Annotated in this window: 14 protein-coding genes; 8 read left to right on the top strand and 6 right to left on the bottom strand. The window is 66.6% G+C overall.

Annotation, left to right across the window (positions count from 1 at the left end):
- Positions 1–3: 3 nt before the first annotated feature.
- Complete coding sequence (locus tag DBO85_RS08115) at positions 4–1,314, bottom strand: serine hydrolase domain-containing protein (RefSeq protein ID WP_158268885.1); 1,311 nt, start codon at positions 1,312–1,314, stop codon at positions 4–6.
- Between the two features lie 548 nt (positions 1,315–1,862).
- Here DBO85_RS08115 and DBO85_RS08120 point away from each other — a divergent pair.
- The 8 genes from DBO85_RS08120 (at position 1,863) to DBO85_RS08155 (ending at position 8,043) form a co-directional block, all read left to right on the top strand.
- Positions 1,863–2,984 carry a beta-ketoacyl-ACP synthase III gene (locus tag DBO85_RS08120; RefSeq protein WP_108106762.1) on the top strand — a complete coding sequence of 374 codons (1,122 nt, stop codon included), beginning with the start codon at positions 1,863–1,865 and terminating at the stop codon, positions 2,982–2,984.
- A gap of 25 nt (positions 2,985–3,009) precedes the next feature.
- The gene (locus DBO85_RS08125) at positions 3,010–3,612 is read left to right on the top strand and encodes an RNA polymerase sigma factor (protein WP_108106763.1); all 603 of its coding nucleotides are present in this window, start codon (positions 3,010–3,012) and stop codon (positions 3,610–3,612) included.
- Positions 3,606–3,842: an anti-sigma factor family protein gene (locus DBO85_RS08130; RefSeq protein WP_108106764.1), complete on the top strand. Its 237-nt coding sequence runs from the start codon at positions 3,606–3,608 to the stop codon at positions 3,840–3,842. The genes DBO85_RS08125 and DBO85_RS08130 overlap by 7 nt, the downstream gene beginning before the upstream one ends.
- Positions 3,843–4,045: 203 nt before the next feature.
- Positions 4,046–4,330, top strand: coding sequence for an HvfA family oxazolone/thioamide-modified RiPP metallophore (locus DBO85_RS08135; protein ID WP_108106765.1), 285 nt, complete (start codon positions 4,046–4,048; stop codon positions 4,328–4,330).
- A 50-nt stretch (positions 4,331–4,380) separates the two neighbouring features.
- Positions 4,381–5,205, top strand: a complete 825-nt coding sequence (locus DBO85_RS08140; protein ID WP_108106766.1) for an HvfB family MNIO-type RiPP peptide maturase — start codon at positions 4,381–4,383, stop codon at positions 5,203–5,205.
- The gene (locus tag DBO85_RS08145; protein WP_108106767.1) at positions 5,202–5,909 is read left to right on the top strand and encodes an HvfC family RiPP maturation protein; all 708 of its coding nucleotides are present in this window, start codon (positions 5,202–5,204) and stop codon (positions 5,907–5,909) included. Before DBO85_RS08140 ends, DBO85_RS08145 begins: the two co-directional genes overlap by 4 nt.
- Complete coding sequence (locus DBO85_RS08150) at positions 5,909–6,511, top strand: HvfX family Cu-binding RiPP maturation protein (RefSeq protein ID WP_108106768.1); 603 nt, start codon at positions 5,909–5,911, stop codon at positions 6,509–6,511. Before DBO85_RS08145 ends, DBO85_RS08150 begins: the two co-directional genes overlap by 1 nt.
- 206 nt (positions 6,512–6,717) lie before the next feature.
- A complete protein-coding gene (locus DBO85_RS08155) occupies positions 6,718–8,043 on the top strand; it encodes an OprO/OprP family phosphate-selective porin (protein WP_108106769.1) in 1,326 nt (441 codons plus the stop codon).
- Between the two features lie 875 nt (positions 8,044–8,918).
- Here DBO85_RS08155 and DBO85_RS08160 read toward each other — a convergent pair.
- The 5 genes from DBO85_RS08160 to DBO85_RS08180 are packed head-to-tail and all read right to left on the bottom strand — an operon-like array spanning position 8,919 to position 14,670.
- On the bottom strand, positions 8,919–10,559 hold the full coding sequence (locus DBO85_RS08160; RefSeq protein WP_108106770.1) for a BatD family protein: 1,641 nt from the start codon (positions 10,557–10,559) through the stop codon (positions 8,919–8,921).
- Complete coding sequence (locus DBO85_RS08165; RefSeq protein WP_108106771.1) at positions 10,556–12,286, bottom strand: VWA domain-containing protein; 1,731 nt, start codon at positions 12,284–12,286, stop codon at positions 10,556–10,558. Before DBO85_RS08165 ends, DBO85_RS08160 begins: the two co-directional genes overlap by 4 nt.
- A complete protein-coding gene (locus tag DBO85_RS08170; protein WP_108106772.1) occupies positions 12,283–13,302 on the bottom strand; it encodes a vWA domain-containing protein in 1,020 nt (339 codons plus the stop codon). Before DBO85_RS08170 ends, DBO85_RS08165 begins: the two co-directional genes overlap by 4 nt.
- Positions 13,295–13,789 carry a DUF4381 domain-containing protein gene (locus DBO85_RS08175; protein WP_108106773.1) on the bottom strand — a complete coding sequence of 165 codons (495 nt, stop codon included), beginning with the start codon at positions 13,787–13,789 and terminating at the stop codon, positions 13,295–13,297. The genes DBO85_RS08170 and DBO85_RS08175 overlap by 8 nt, the downstream gene beginning before the upstream one ends.
- Positions 13,786–14,670, bottom strand: a complete 885-nt coding sequence (locus DBO85_RS08180) for a DUF58 domain-containing protein (RefSeq protein ID WP_233356578.1) — start codon at positions 14,668–14,670, stop codon at positions 13,786–13,788. The genes DBO85_RS08175 and DBO85_RS08180 overlap by 4 nt, the downstream gene beginning before the upstream one ends.
- Between the last annotated feature and the right edge of the window lie 79 nt (positions 14,671–14,749).

The following is a 14,749-nucleotide window of genomic DNA, read 5'->3' on the forward strand; positions in this document are numbered from 1 at the left end:
GGGTCAGGGTTGGCTGGCAGGCTGGTCCGGGCCGTACAGCGTGGCGCTGACCATGCCGTGGATCCGCCGCGACTGCATATAGTCGGTGTGCTGCAGCATGCCCAGGGTCACCAGGCCGTTTTGCGGGTCAACCCACATCCACGGCCCCTGCACGCCCCACCACCAGTAGGTGCCTTGCGGCAGATGCCCGGCCGCGGCACTGTCGCTGACCACGGCGGCGCCGAGGCCGAACTGGTTGCCGGGGTAGAAGGCGCTGATTGCCGCGACACCCTCGGGCAGCTGGTTGCTACGCATCAGTCGCACGGTATCGGCCTTGAGCAGGCGCACGCCATCGGTCTCGCCGTCGCCCAGCAGCATGCGGGCGAACTTCAGGTAGTCGTCGATGGGTGCCAGCAGCCCGCCGCTGCCATCGGCGAAACCGCCACCACCGCTGGCATTGGCCGGTGCGCTGAGGTACTGCTGTTTGGGCAGCGGCTGCAGCTTGCCGGCCTCGTCGCTGGCGTAGGAGGTGGTCAGGCGTGGTGCCTGCTCGGCGCTGACATGGAAACCGCTGTCGTTCATTTTCAGCGGCTTGAGGATGCGCGTGCGGACGAAATCCGCGTAGCGCATGCCGGAGAGCTTCTCCACCAGCGCGGCCTGGATCTCCGAGGACACGCTGTAGTGCCAGAGCGTGCCGGGCTGCTGGCGCAGCGGGATCGACGCCAGCCGCTGCAGGCGCTCGTCATAGCTCAGGCCGGGTTCCTGCACCTTGCGCGCCACATAGAGGCTGTCGACCTGGGACTGGGAGAACAGACCATAGGTGAAGCCGCCGGTATGGGTCAGCACCTCACGTACCGTCACCGGATGCGCCGGCGCTTCCGTCAGCGGTTTGCCGTCGGCGCCATCTTCCTTGGCCACCTGCAGGCCCTTGAGCTGCGGCAGGTGCTTTTCCAGCGGATCGTCGAGGGCGAACTTGCCTTCGTCGTACAACATCATCAGTGCCACCGACGTGACCGGCTTGGTCAGCGAGAACAGCTTGTAGATGCTGTCGTCGGCCAGTGCACTGCCTGCGGCGACATCGGCAAAGCCTGCGTTGTGGCGATAGAGAATGGTGTCGCGGTCGGCGACCAGTACGGCGATGCCAGCGAGATGGCCCTGCTCGACTTCGACCTCCAGTTGCTGGGTCAGACGCTCGAAACGCGCAGGTTCGATGGCAGGCGCGGCGAACGCCAGCGGTGCGGCACACAACAGCGCGGCCAGCGGGCCGCGCAGGTGGCTGGCCAGCCGGTGCGGCCAGCGTGACGAGCGGGAGACGGGCAGGGGTTTGGGTGACATCGGTACGCTCCATGTGGTGGGGACGGCCGGCGCAAGCGCCAGGGGAGACGTAGCCTGGCTCGGAACAGACTGCCTGGACAAGTACCGACCGTTCGGTCTGGATGATCGGTGTGAAGGATGCGACGAAATGCCCCAGCGAGGCGGTTCAAGGATGCGTGGGCGCCAGCCGTTGTTCATGCAGCGAGATCGGCGGCGGTGGCGGGGGCGGTTCGAATCCGCAGGCCCGCATTCCCCTGTACGACCAGGCACGCCTGAACTCGATCGGTGTCGGTGCGTTGCGGTTCACCGGGCGCCGCGAGCGAGCTCAGGACACGCGATTGTCGTGATGCTGCGCCGCTCTTGAACTATCGGGGGGAGGCGAGAGGAGGGTGGCCTGTGGCACACTTCGGGATGACCGGTCGGCTACCCTTGCCAACACATTCACGAAGCATTCCGTCGCTGCATGCCTGCCTTGCACCACCGCATCTGCACGGAGTCTTTGCGCTTTTCCGGGCCATCACCGTTTTCGCCAGGGGCTGAGCCGTCAGCCTGCTGACAGAGGAGCATTCATGCACAACGTCGTCATCAGTGGTACCGGGCTCTACACACCGCCCAACAGCATCTCCAACGACGAGCTGGTCGAGTCCTTCAATGCCTACGTGCGCCAGTTCAACGCCGACAACGCAGCGGCCATCGAAGCGGGCGAGGTTCAGCCGCTGAGCGAGTCGAGCTCGGCCTTCATCGAAAAGGCCTCGGGGATCAAGAGCCGCTACGTGACCGACAAGGCCGGCATCCTCGATGTATCACGCATGGTGCCGCGCATCCCCGAGCGCTCCAATGACGAGTGGTCGATCCTCTGCGAGATGTCGGTCAAGGCCGCCACCCAGGCGCTGGAGCGCGCCGGTCGCAGCGTCGCCGACGTCGATGGCGTGATCGTCGCCTGCTCCAACCTGCAGCGCGCCTACCCCGCGGTTGCCATCGAAGTTCAGGCGGCGCTCGGCGTGCAGGGCTTCGGCTACGACATGAACGTGGCCTGCTCCTCGGCCACCTTCGGTATCCAGGCGGCCACCAACTGCATCCAGCTCGGCCAGGCCAAGCGCCTGCTGGTAGTGAGCCCGGAAATCTGCACCGGACACATGAATTTCCGCGACCGTGACAGCCACTTCATCTTCGGCGATGCCTGCACCGCGGTGCTGCTCGAACGCGCCGATCTGGCCAGCTCGGCATACCAGTGGGACATCGTCGGCACCCGCCTGCTGACCCAGTTCTCCAACAACATCCGCAACAACTTCGGCTTTCTCAATCGTTGCGCCGAAGAGGGCGTTGGCGCGCCGGACAAGCTGTTCGTCCAGGAAGGCCGCAAGGTGTTCAAGGACGTCTGCCCGATGGTGGCCGAGCTGATCGGCGCGCACCTGGCCGACAACCAGCTGCAGATCGCCGACGTGAAGCGTTTCTGGCTGCACCAGGCCAACCTGAACATGAACCACCTGATCGTGCGCAAGCTGCTTGGCCGCGACGCCGAAGCCCACGAAGCGCCGGTGATCCTCGACACCTATGCCAACACCAGTTCGGCCGGTTCGGTGATTGCCTTCCACAAGCACCAGGACGACCTGGCCGCCGGTAGCGTCGGGGTGCTCAGCTCGTTTGGCGCCGGCTATTCGATCGGCAGCGTGATCCTGCGCAAGCGCTGAGAAGCATGAGCAGGCAGGTGCCGGCATGAGCGATCAACAACTGCTGCGCCGCCTGCTCGCCGGCGAAGACGCCGCCTATCGTGAGCTGGTGCAGCGCTACCAGGGTGCGATGCGCGCGGTGGCCTTCGCCATTGTCGGCAGTCGTCATGCCGAGGAAGTGGTGCAGGACGCCTGGCTCGCCGTGGTGCGCAGCCTGGCCGGCTTCGAGCAGCGCGCCAGCCTGAAGACCTGGCTGCTGAGCATCACCGCGAACCTTGCGCGCACACGCCTGAAGCACAACCGGCGTGAGGTGCTGCTCGACGACCTGCCAGGCCCGCACGGCAGTGTGGACGAGGCGCGTTTCGATGCCGGCGACCACTGGCGTCAGCCCCCCACGGCCTGGCACGACGACTCTCCCGAAGCCCTGCTGGCTGAAGATGAGTTGCGCCAGTGTCTGGAGCGGACCCTGGTCAGTCTTTCCGAACTGCAGTCCAGCGTGCTGCTGCTGCGTGAACGACAGATGCTGGAACTGGACGAGATCGCCGGGCTGCTGGAAATTTCCCAGGCCAATGTGCGGGTGTTGCTGCACCGCGCGCGGCTCAAGGTCTTTGCCACCCTGGAGCATTTCGAGGAGACCGGGCAATGCTGAAATGTCGCCAGTTGGTCGCGCTGTCCAGCGATTACCTGGATGCGCAGCTGAGTCTGCGCCAGCGCCTGGCGGTGCGCGCGCATCTGGCGATGTGCTGGAAGTGCCGGCGCTTCGTTCGTCAGCTGCAACTGACCCAGGCGGTGCTGCGGCAGATGCCTGAAGCGCCGATCGACGACCTGGACGAGCGCGCCCGCGCTCTGGCGGCGGCCCATCGCGACAGCCAGGGCTGACCGGGCGCTGCACCCGCGCCGACCTACCGCGTTCGACAGACACATGCACCCTGGCACGTCCGCCTCGTGGCTACTTGTCGGCTCGTCAACTGTTGGGACCAGAAGTATTTTTTTCGGCGGCTGTAACGCGGCGGCAAGGTGCTCGTCTAGTGTGTCGAGAGGGTCATCCGGACCCTCGCGTTCAATCGACACGGAGTTGCCCAATGAAGAAGATCAACAGCCTTGCCGCCACCCTCGGCGTTTCCCTGCTTGGTTCGCTGGCGCTGAGCGCCCAGGCCGCCGTCAATCCGTTTGCCGTCCAGGATCTGAGCAGTGGCTACAGCCTTGCTGCCGAGAAGGCCGCTGAAGGCAGTTGCGGTGCCAAGGGCGAGGAAGGCAAGTGTGGCAGCAAGACCGACGAAGGCAGCTGTGGCGCCAAACCCAGTGGCGACGACAAGAGCGATGCCGAAGGCAAGTGCGGCGAAGGCAAGTGCGGCGCCGCCGAGTAATGCTGTGACAGCCCGCCATCGTTGCGATGGCGGGCGTTCTGGAGAGACCCATGGATTCATTCGTCAGCGGTGCCGGCCTCGGCCTGCGTCGCGGCCTGCTGTCCGGGCTGCAGGAAACTGCGCACGGCCAGCTGGATTTTCTCGAAGCGGCGCCGGAGAACTGGATTGGCGTCGGTGGTCGCCACGGCCGCGCGCTGCGCGAGCTGAGCGAGCGCCTGCCGCTGCTCTGCCACGGCCTGTCGCTGAATCTGGGCGGCCATGCGCCACTGGACATGGATTTGCTGGTCGCGATCAGGGACTTCCTCGATATCCACCAGGTGCGCGGCTACAGCGAGCATCTGTCGGCCTGTGCCGACGAACGCGGCCACCTCTACGACCTGATGCCGCTGCCCTTCGACGACGCCAGCGTGCGCCATGTGGCCGAGCGCATCCGCATCGTTCAGGAGGTGCTCGAGCGGCCATTGATCATCGAAAACGTTTCCGCCTACGCACGGCTGCCCGGTGATCTCGACGAGCCGGCCTTCGTCGCGGCGGTGCTGGAGGAAGCCGACTGCCAGCTGCTGCTGGACGTCAACAATATCTATGTCAACAGCGTCAACTTCGGCTTCGACGCCCAGGCCTACCTCGCCGCGATGCCGAGTGAGCGCATCGCCTACCTGCACCTGGCCGGGCACGCCGACGACGCCAGTGGCCTGAAGATCGACAGCCACGGCACGCCGGTCTGCGATCCGGTCTGGCAACTGCTGGCGGACTGCTACCGGCTGCACGGTGTGCGCCCGACGCTGCTGGAGCGCGACTTCGATTTCCCGCCGCTGACGCAGCTGTACGCCGAGGTCGGCCGCGTTCGCGCGTTGCAGCAGGAGTGCCAGCCATGAACCGACAGCGGCAGCAGCAGTTTGCCGCGCGGATTCGCGATCCGCAGGGGGCGGCGCTGCCCGAGCAGATCCCGTCTGAGCGCATGGCGATCTACGAGAGGCTGTTCTTCAACGCCAATCGCAGCTTCTTCGACAGTGGCTTTCCGGTGCTCCGCGGGGTGCTTGGCGAAGCACGCTGGCAGCGCCTGGTACGGGCTTTCCTGCGCGATCATGGATCGCACACGCCATATTTTCTCGAGATCGGCCAGAGCTTTCTCGACTGGCTGGAGGACGGCTTCGTCGCCGAGGCCGAGGATCCGCCGTTCCTCTTCGAGCTGGCGCACTACGAGCGCGTCGAGCTGGCCCTGGATATCAGCCAGGCGCAGCTGCCGCGCGAAGGCTGGTCGCCACTGGCCTGGCCGCTGGCCTATCGCTGGCCGGTGCAGTGCCTGTGCGCGGACTACCGGCCGCACCAGCCACCGAGCGAACCCACACTGCTGCTGGTCTGGCGCGATGCCGGCGAGCGGGTGCGCTTTCAGCAGCTGGCGCCCTTCGCCTGGCATCTCGCCTGCCGTCTGCGGGACGGGCAGGGGAGCAGCGAGGCGCTGCTGGCATTGGCCGAGGAGGCTGGCGTGGACGCCGATGAAGCCTACTTCGACCAGGCTGGTGCACTGCTTGCGCAGTGGCGCGAGCAATCCATCTGGTTTGCCCGGGAGATTGTCTGATGCTGACCGTGCTCAATCGCCTGCAGGATGCCCTCGACGCCAGTCGCCGTCTCGACCTGCTCGGGCCACTGCTATTGCGGCTGTATCTGGTGCCGGTGTTCTGGATGGCCGGTAGCCGCAAGCTGGCCGACATCGAAGCGACCGCCGCCTGGTTCGGCAATCCCGAATGGGGCCTGGGCCTGCCGTTTCCTACGCTGCTGGCCTGGCTGGCCGGGCTCAGCGAAGCCGGCGGGGCGGTCCTGCTGCTGCTCGGGCTGGGGGTGCGCTGGGTCGCCGTTCCACTGATGGTGACCATGCTGGTGGCGATCTTCGCAGTGCACTGGCCATTCGGCTGGCAGGCCATCGCCGATCCTGGCGCGCCCTTCGCCAATGAGCGCGTGCTGGCGTCGGCACAGAAGCTGGCACGTGCCAAGGCGATCCTGCGCGAACACGGCGACTATGCCTGGCTGACTGGCAGCGGGCGGCTGGTGATCCTCAACAACGGTATCGAGTTCGCCGTGACCTATCTGGTGATGCTGGTGGCGTTGTTCTTTAGCGGCGCCGGTCGCTGGCTGAGCCTGGATCACTGGCTGGCGCGACGCTGGCGCACCTCGGCAGACTGAGCCCGAAGGCTCTGCAATGGGCCTTCTGTGCGTCGGTGGGCGGCCCTGGTGTTTCACATATAACCAGCGGAAGTAAAAGTTCCTCTGTCATCTAACTTTCATATTGCAGCAACTGAGCTGAAATAACCCCCCGCCAAGATTCCCCCCAACACCAGCGACCCATCGCTTCCGTGTTTCCTACCGAAAAACATAAGGGGAATCCTTCGATGATCCGTAAGCACTTCGCCGGTTTCGCCGCCAGCGCCCTGGCTCTGGCCGTTTCCGCCCAGGCTTTCGCCGGCACCGTCACTACCGACGGCGCTGACATCGTTATCAAGACCAAGGGTGGTCTGGAAGTCGCTACCACCGACAAGGCCTTCGGCTTCAAGATCGGTGGTCGTCTGCAGGCCGACTACAGCACCTTCGACGATTTCTACACCATCAACGGGAACAAGGGCGACGCTGCCTACTTCCGTCGTGCGTTCATCGAGATCGGTGGCGTGGCCTTCACCGACTGGAAATACCAGATCAACTACGATCTGGCCCACAACGCCGGTAGCGCCGAAGATGGCTATTTCGACGAGGCTTCGATCACCTACACCGGTTTCAACCCGGTAGCGATCAAGGTCGGCCGTTTCGACCCCGATTTCGGTCTGGAAAAGGCCACCAGCTCCAAGTGGGTTACCGCTCCGGAACGCAACGTCGGCTATGACCTGATGGACTGGGCCAACGGCCATGGCAACGGTCTGGGCATCCAGGTTTCCGCTACCGCCGGTGATTCCCTCTATGCTTCGTTCGGTGTCACTGCCAAGGATGCCAACGACGCCGACGGTGACAGCTCCAAGCAGCTCAACGCCCGCGTGGTCTTCGCGCCGCTGCACGACGCCGGCAACGTTCTGCACTTCGGTGTGAACTTCGCTCAGCTGGAAGCCGACGTCGCCAGCTACGAATCGCGTTTCCGCAGCCGCATGGGCATGCGCGGCGTATCCACCAATGGTGGTAACGATGCCGGCGCCAACGGCCATCGCGCAGCCATCGGCAGCAACATCGCTGCTGCCGATGCCTGGGACAACGACCGTGCAATGGCCGTGGAAGCTGCCTGGGCGATGGGGCCGTTCTCCCTGCAGGGCGAATACCTGCAGCGCAAGCTGAAGGCTGACACCGCTATCGCCGACCGCGAGGCCGACGGTTTCTACGTTCAGGCTGCCTACACCATCACGGGTGAAGCGCGTGGCTACAAGCTCGGCAAGTTCGACTCGATCAAGCCTGCCAACAAGCAGATCGGCGCCTGGGAAGTGTTCTATCGCTACGATGACTTCAGTGTCGAAGACGACACCTTCGTCGCTGCCACCCAGCGTCGTGGTCTGGGCGATGTGGACCTGAAGACCCACAACCTGGGTGTCAACTGGTACGCCAACGAAGCCGTGAAGGTCAGTGCCGCCTACGTCAAGGCCACTGCTGACAACTACACCAACGCCAACGGCCCGGCCGGCGTCGCCACCGGTGACGACAGCGGTGATGGTTTCGTGGTCCGCGCCCAGTACGCCTTCTAAGTTCAAGACTTTCTCGTTACTCCCCTCGGCCCCGCTCTTGAGCGGGGTCTTTTTTTGCGTGGAATTTCCTTTCAGGCGCTCGCCTGGCCGTGTCGCACGCTGGGCTTCGCGTTGCTTGGTGCCAGCCTGCCAATGAGCCGCCTCGTCGGCTTTTGTAGGGTGGACGACGCTTCATCCGTCCACCGTTGTGCAATCGCGCCGGTGGATGACAAGAGCGTCATCCACCCTACGTCGGGTTGGCGCCGCCGATCAGCTTGAAGCGCCAGGGCTGGATTGGCCGCAGGCGTAATCCAGCATCGGTCAGCAGGCGTGCGTCGAGCCGGCAGGCGCAACGGGGCGCCGACCATCCTTGCGGCGCAATGCGCTGCGCTTATTGCGCGCTACGAAGGCCGCGGTCCGCCGAATCGGCTTTTGTAGGGTGGACGACGCTTCATTCGTCCACCGTTGTGCAATCGCGACGGTGGATGAACAGAGCGTTATCCAGCCTACGTCGGGCTGATGCCGCGATCAGCTTGAAGCTCCAGGGGTGGATTGGCCGCAGGGGTAATCCAGCATCGATCAGCAGACGTGCGTCGACCCGGCAGGCGCAGCGGGATGCCGACCACCCTTGCGGCGCAATGCGCTGCGCTGATTGCGCGCTACGAAGGCCGCGGTCCGTCGAATCGGCTTTTGTAGGGTGGACGACGCTCTGTTCATCCACCGTTGTGCAACCGCGACGGTGGATGAACAGAGCGTCATCCAGCCTACGTCGGACTGATGCCGCGATCAGCTTGAAGCTCCAGGGGTGGATTGGCCGCAGGGGTAATCCAGCATCGATCAGCAGACGTGCGTCGGTCCTGCGGGCTGGCCGGCTCCGAGCTTCGAGCCAGCCTCGCTCAGCGCGGATACAGCGGTGGCAACTGACTGGTTTCGCTGCCTGGGGTTTGCGCGGTTTCCGGCGCTGGCAGGCTGCGTACCGCCTGCCACAGTGCGTCGCCCTGCCAGAGCTGGCCGATCTCGCTGTAGAGCGCACCATTGAGGCCGTCGAGGGCGTCCGAGAGCGGCGCGTAACGCGCGGCCATCTCGGCGAGCGTCTCGGGAAACTGCCGGGCCCAGGCATCCAGGGCCTGGCGCGTGGCGTGGGGATCGTTGGCCTGGCAGGCACGCTTGATCTCGTCGAGCAGAGTGCGAGGGCTCGGCCCGCTCTGCGCGCTGCGCTGGACGGCCGGCTGGCGGCGGGCACGCCACCAGAGGGCGAAGCCAAGGAGGGTGCTGCAGGCCAGCAGCAGGTTGCCCAGCTGCCACGGCCAGAGCAGTACCTGCTCGACGTTCGTCGGCGGCTCGGGCGCGGCGCTGCGCGGGTCGTCCAGCTGCGGGTTGTCTGCCACATTGAGCGTGCGCGGCGCGAGTATCGCCCGTTCCAGACGGTCACTCTCGGTGTTCCACCAGAACAGTTCGACGTCCGGCAGGACGAAGCTGTCGCTGCGGGTGGGCACCAGCGCCAGGCTTTCCTCGCGGCTGCCGGTGATGCCGCCGTCACCCTGGCTGTCGTCCAGTCGCGGCTGATCCGGATAGTTGCGCAGGCCGGCGAGGTCCGGCTGTTTCAGCGGGGGCAGCTGGACGCTGGCCAGGCCCTCGGCGACCACCCGCAGGGTACGGGTCAGCGAGTCGCCGACCAGTAGCGCCTCGGGCGAAGGGTTCCAGCTCTCCTCCAGGGTCAGGCTGCGCGCCGGCAGCCAGGGCGCGCCCTGCGGGTATCCGGCCGGGATCGGCTTGACGGTCAGCGGAATCTGCGGCGAGCGGACCCGGGTCAGGGTGCCGGGGCGCGGGCCGAATGGATTGAGCTCGTTGCGGTTGCGCAGTACCGGCGTGGCACTGAACACCTGGGAGGGCAGGGTCAGCTGGCCGCTCTTGAGCGGGAATATCGCGTAGCGCAGCTCGATCACCCCATGTCGTACGCCATTGACGATCTGCTCGTAGGTGCGCGGCTCGCCGAGCTGTTCTACCCGCGCATCAGCGACCTGCAGCGGAGTAAGGCTGCTGTCGTCGTACAGCGACACCGAATGGAAGATGCGCAGGGTCAGCAGCGCCTGGGCTTGCACATAGACGCTTTCGCTATCCAGGCTGGCATCGATGAAGATCGGTGCCAGGCTGCCGTCGCTCGCGCGTTCGGCGGCCACCACCTGCAAGGTGATGGCCTGGGTCTCGCGGTTGCCGACGCGCAGCGGCGGAATCACCACGAAGCCCTGATTGCGTGGCTGCAGGGTGATGATCCAGCGGGTGACCACGCGGGTCTGGCCTTCCAGGGTGCTCAGGCGGTTGACCTGGCGGGTACCCAATACGTCGAACAGCGGCTTGAGCGGTGCCAGGTCGAGCTTGTCGAACAGGGTGCCGTCGGGTGCCTCGAGGGTCAGCTCGACGGTTTCGTCGATGCCCAGGCGGTTGCGGTCGACACTGGCGATCAGCTCCTCCGCGCTGGCCGCCAGGGGCACCCAGGCGAGCAGCAGGGAAAACAGAAGGGCGGCCACGCGGCTCATTGCGATTGCTCCTGACGCTGTTGCTGTTCGTACCAGAACTTGCGCCGCAGCAGCTCACCCGGATCGTCGGGGATCTGCCGCAGCCACTGCTCCTTGGCCTGCGTCTGTTCGACCGCCTGCTCGCTGTCGCTGCCGTCGCCCGCAGAGGCCTGGTCTGCCGGCTGCTCCGCTTGCTGCTCGGTTTGATCCGAGGGCTGGGGCGCCTGCTGTTCGGCTTCCTGGGTGTCGCCGTCGTCGCTGGGCGTGCCATCGGCATCGCTGGCCTGCTGTCCGCCGCGTTCGCCACCGGCGGTGCTGGCGCCTTCAGGCTCTGCCTGCTCCTGCGGTTCGGCGTCCTGCTCGCCGGACTGCTGCGAGTCCTGGCCAGCCTGGCGCTGGCGCAGCAGTTCCTCGACCAGCGCCTTGTTGCTGCGCGCTGCCTGTAGATCGGGATCACGTTCCAGCGCCTGCTCGTAGGCATCGATGGCGGCCTCCAGCTGGTCTGCACGCGCCAGGGCATTGGCGCGGTTGTAGTGGCCGCTGGCACTGTCATCGAGGGCAAAACGCTCCGCCGCCGCCGGATAGTCGCCGGCCAGGTACAGCGCATGGGCTTGACGCTGCGGGTCCTCGAAGCGATTGGCCGCCTCGGCCGGACGCTGCGCTTCCAGCAGGCGTTGACCCTGCTGTTCGCGGCGCAGCCAGAGGTCGTCGAGTTCGAATGCCTCGCCGGTGGGCGGTAGCAACAGCAGGGCCAGGCCGAACAGCCAGCCGCGGCGGCCGGCCGCCGCGGCCAGCAGCAACAGCGGCAGCAGCAGCCAGTGGCCCTGGTCGGCCCAGAGTGCCAGCAGGGTCGGCTCGCCCGAGGCGCGCAGCTCTCCGGCGGGCGCCAGCAGTCCGAGGTTGGCCAGGTCGCTGTCGTCGATGCGCAGGTTCTGGTAGCCGCCCCCCAGTTCGCTGGCAAAGCGCCGCAGGCCGGGGATGTCCAGGCGCGGCAACAGAATTGCGCCGTGCTCATCCTTGAGGAAGCCGCCGTCGTCGTTGACGATGGGTGCGCCCTGGGCGGTACCGACGCCGAGCAGGTCGAGTTGCTCGCGGCGGCCGCTCATGGTCGCGCGGATGCCGGCGCGTTCCATTTCGCTCAGGCCGCCACTGATCAGCAGCACCCGGCCGCGCCCGGAAGCGCCCTGGTCGAGCAGCTGCAGGGCGCGTTGCAGAGCCAGGTCGGCGCGCTGGCCAGGCTCGGGCATGATCGATGGCTTGAGTGCTTCGAGCAGGTTGCTGGTGGTGGCCAGGTCGTCCGATAGCGGCACCAGGGTATGTGCGCTACCGGCGTAGACCACCAGGGCGGTCTGCGCATCGCGGCGGGCTTCGAGCAGGTCGAGCAGCTTGCGCCGGCTCTGTTCCAGGCGCGTCGGCGGCGTATCGCTGGCGAGCATGCGCGGGGTCAGCTCGAGAATTGCCACCAGTGGCGCAACCGGCTTCATGTCGGGTTGCTCGATGCGCTGCCAGCTGGGGCCGAGCAGGGCCAGCAGGGCCAGGGTCCAGGCCAGACCGAGGACCACCCAGCGCAGCCTGCCGGCTTCGCCGCTGCCACCGCTGAGCAGGGTGGCATGGAAGGCCGCCGGCAGCAGCGTCTGCCAGCGACCGATACGCCGCTGGCGATGCCACAGACGCCAGAGCAGCCACGCCAGCAGCGGCAGTAGCAGCAGCCAGAACGGTCGCAGCCAGGTGGGCCAGAACTCGATCATCGGCCCGCTCCCGGCCAGCGATAGCTGCGCTGGAACAGGCCGGGCCAGAGCTCGCCAATCGCCAGCAGCAGACTCAGCAGCAGGGCGCCGGTCAGCGGCCAGACATAGAGCGCACGGGTCTGCCGGGAGATGGTGCTCTGCTGTGCCACCGGTTCCAGCTCGTCGAGTGCCTGTTCGATCTGGATCAGTTCGGCAGCGTCACGGGCTCGGAAATACAGGCCGCCGGTGGCGTCGGCGATGGCGGTCAGGCCCGGCTCGTCGAGGTCCAGGCTCGGGCTCAGGCCGAGTATGCCGCGGACGCCGCGCTGGCTGGGGTCGGCGCCGATGCCGATGGTGTAGATGCGCACCTGCTCGTCGGCGGCCAGTTGCGCGGCGGTCAGCGGTTCCAGCTCGCCGCCGTTGCTGGCGCCATCGGTGATCAGTACCAGCACGCGACTGTCCGCCGGCCGCTCGCGCAGGCGTTTGACCGCCAGGCCGATGGCATCGCCGATGGCGGTGTTCTTGCCGGCGATACCGACCATGGCCTCGTCGAGCCAGATGCGTACGGTGCGCCGGTCGAAGGTCAGGGGCGACTGCAGGTAGGCCTGGCTGCCGAACAGGATCAGGCCGACGCGATCGCCACGACGGCCTTCGATGAAGTCGCCGAACAGTTGCTGGACCAGCGCCAGGCGAGTGACGGGACGGTCCTGCCAGCGCATGTCGGCGTAGGCCATGGAGCCGGACACATCGACCGCCAGCAGCAGGTCGCGGCCGCTGGCCGGTGTCGGCAGCGGATCGCCGACCCACTGCGGGCGTGCCGCGGCGCCGATCAGCAGCAGCCAGAGCAGCAGGAAGGGTGCCTGGCGCCGCCAGGACGGCAGACGCACGCTGGCGCGGCGCCCGGCGAGCTGTTCCAGGTCCTCGAGAAACGCGACCTTGAGCGCGGGCTCGCCGCTGTCGGCCGGCGGCAGCAGCCAGCGCAACAGCCAGGGCAGCGGCAGCAGGGCGAAGACCCAGGGCCAGGCGAATTCAAACATGCTTGCGAATCCAGATCGCCACGGCCTGGTCGAGGGCTTCGACGGACTTGTCGTCGAGGCTGCAATGGCCGCGATAGGCACCTTCGACCAGGATCATCCAGCGGGTCAGGCCGGCGGCGGGGCAGCGGCTGTCGAGAAAGGCCAGCCAGGCCCGGCCGCTGAGTGTGTGGCTGTTGCTGTCCGGATACTGCGCGCGGCACAGGCGCTTGAGCAGGGCGTTGAGCTGTTGTAGCCAGAGGGTCGCCGAGGCGCCGCCCCAGGGCTTGGCCAGTTGTTCGAGTTCCGCCAGTGCGGCCTGGCGCAGCGGATCGAGCACGACCTGTTGCGGGCGGCGGCGACGCCGTTGCAGCAGACGCTGCAGCATCAGCCAGGCGGCCCAGCCCAGCAGCGGAAGCAGCACGGCGAGCAGCCACCAGCCGGGTGCCGGTGGCCACCAGCCCGGCGGCGGCGGGGCGATCAGCGGTTCCAGACGCTCGAGCGGATTCATTGGCCGAAGCCACCATTGGGGTTCTGCAGATGCGCACGCAACTGCTCGACCAGATCACTGGCGGTGCTCAGTGGAAGCAAGGGCACACGCAGACGCTGCGCCAGACGCTGCCAGCGTAGACGCCGGGCTTCGCCCTGCTCGGCATAGGCCAGGCGAAGTGCCGTCGAGCTGCTGTCGAGCTCCAGTCGCGCGGCCTGGCTGGCAAAGCGCAGCAGGCCGGCGTCGGGCAACTGATGGTCGAGCGGATCGCTGACTGGCAGCAGCAGCAGGTCGGTATGCCGGGCGAGCAGGGCGAGCTGCTTTTCGGCGCTGTCGGAAAGGGTGCGCTCGTCGCACAGCACCATCGCCAGGCTGCCCGGACGCAGCACCTCGCGTGCCCGACGCAGGGCAGGGCCGAAACTGTCCTGGCCGCCCGCCAGGTCCGCATGCAATGCCTGATTGCTGCGCGCCAGGCGGTTGAGCAGCTGCAGCAGGCTCTGCTTGCTGCGTCGCGGGCGGATCTCGTGGTGCTCGCTGTCACTGAACACCAGCCCGCCGATGCGATCGTTGTGCCCCAGCGCCGCCCAGCCCAGCAACGCTGCCGCCTGGGCGGCGAGCACCGATTTGAATTGGCGCGCGGAGCCGAAGAACAGCCGCCTGCTCTGTTCGACCAGAATGAACACCGGGCGCTCGCGCTCCTCGTGGAACAGCTTGGTATGCGGTTCCTGGGTGCGTGCGGTGACGCGCCAGTCGATGGTGCGCACGTCGTCGCCGGGCTGGTAGACGCGCACCTGGTCGAAGTCCACGCCACGACCGCGCAGTTTGGAATGGTGCAGGCCGATCAGCGGGCTGCGTCGATTCGGTGTGGAGAACAGCTGCACTTCATGGACGTGGTGACGCATCTCGATCAGGTCAGCGAGCGTGACGTGAATGCCGTCACCGGAGCCTGACGCCTGCAGCCTGGCGCTGGCGGACGCGCTT

The sequence above is a fragment of the Pseudomonas mangrovi genome (genome assembly GCF_003052585.1).
In the GTDB taxonomy this organism is placed as follows: Bacteria; Pseudomonadota; Gammaproteobacteria; order Pseudomonadales; family Pseudomonadaceae; genus Aquipseudomonas; species Aquipseudomonas mangrovi.

What these genes read in the sequence shown, in the direction of transcription:
- DBO85_RS08115 (WP_158268885.1), bottom strand. Translation starts at nt 1,314, where the DNA reads ATGTCACCCAAACCCCTGCCCGTCTCCCGCTCGTCACGCTGGCCGCAC.
- DBO85_RS08120 (WP_108106762.1), top strand. Translation starts at nt 1,863, where the DNA reads ATGCACAACGTCGTCATCAGTGGTACCGGGCTCTACACACCGCCCAAC.
- DBO85_RS08125 (WP_108106763.1), top strand. Translation starts at nt 3,010, where the DNA reads ATGAGCGATCAACAACTGCTGCGCCGCCTGCTCGCCGGCGAAGACGCC.
- DBO85_RS08130 (WP_108106764.1), top strand. Translation starts at nt 3,606, where the DNA reads ATGCTGAAATGTCGCCAGTTGGTCGCGCTGTCCAGCGATTACCTGGAT.
- DBO85_RS08135 (WP_108106765.1), top strand. Translation starts at nt 4,046, where the DNA reads ATGAAGAAGATCAACAGCCTTGCCGCCACCCTCGGCGTTTCCCTGCTT.
- DBO85_RS08140 (WP_108106766.1), top strand. Translation starts at nt 4,381, where the DNA reads ATGGATTCATTCGTCAGCGGTGCCGGCCTCGGCCTGCGTCGCGGCCTG.
- DBO85_RS08145 (WP_108106767.1), top strand. Translation starts at nt 5,202, where the DNA reads ATGAACCGACAGCGGCAGCAGCAGTTTGCCGCGCGGATTCGCGATCCG.
- DBO85_RS08150 (WP_108106768.1), top strand. Translation starts at nt 5,909, where the DNA reads ATGCTGACCGTGCTCAATCGCCTGCAGGATGCCCTCGACGCCAGTCGC.
- DBO85_RS08155 (WP_108106769.1), top strand. Translation starts at nt 6,718, where the DNA reads ATGATCCGTAAGCACTTCGCCGGTTTCGCCGCCAGCGCCCTGGCTCTG.
- DBO85_RS08160 (WP_108106770.1), bottom strand. Translation starts at nt 10,559, where the DNA reads ATGAGCCGCGTGGCCGCCCTTCTGTTTTCCCTGCTGCTCGCCTGGGTG.
- DBO85_RS08165 (WP_108106771.1), bottom strand. Translation starts at nt 12,286, where the DNA reads ATGATCGAGTTCTGGCCCACCTGGCTGCGACCGTTCTGGCTGCTGCTA.
- DBO85_RS08170 (WP_108106772.1), bottom strand. Translation starts at nt 13,302, where the DNA reads ATGTTTGAATTCGCCTGGCCCTGGGTCTTCGCCCTGCTGCCGCTGCCC.
- DBO85_RS08175 (WP_108106773.1), bottom strand. Translation starts at nt 13,789, where the DNA reads ATGAATCCGCTCGAGCGTCTGGAACCGCTGATCGCCCCGCCGCCGCCG.
- DBO85_RS08180 (WP_233356578.1), bottom strand. Translation starts at nt 14,670, where the DNA reads ATGCGTCACCACGTCCATGAAGTGCAGCTGTTCTCCACACCGAATCGA.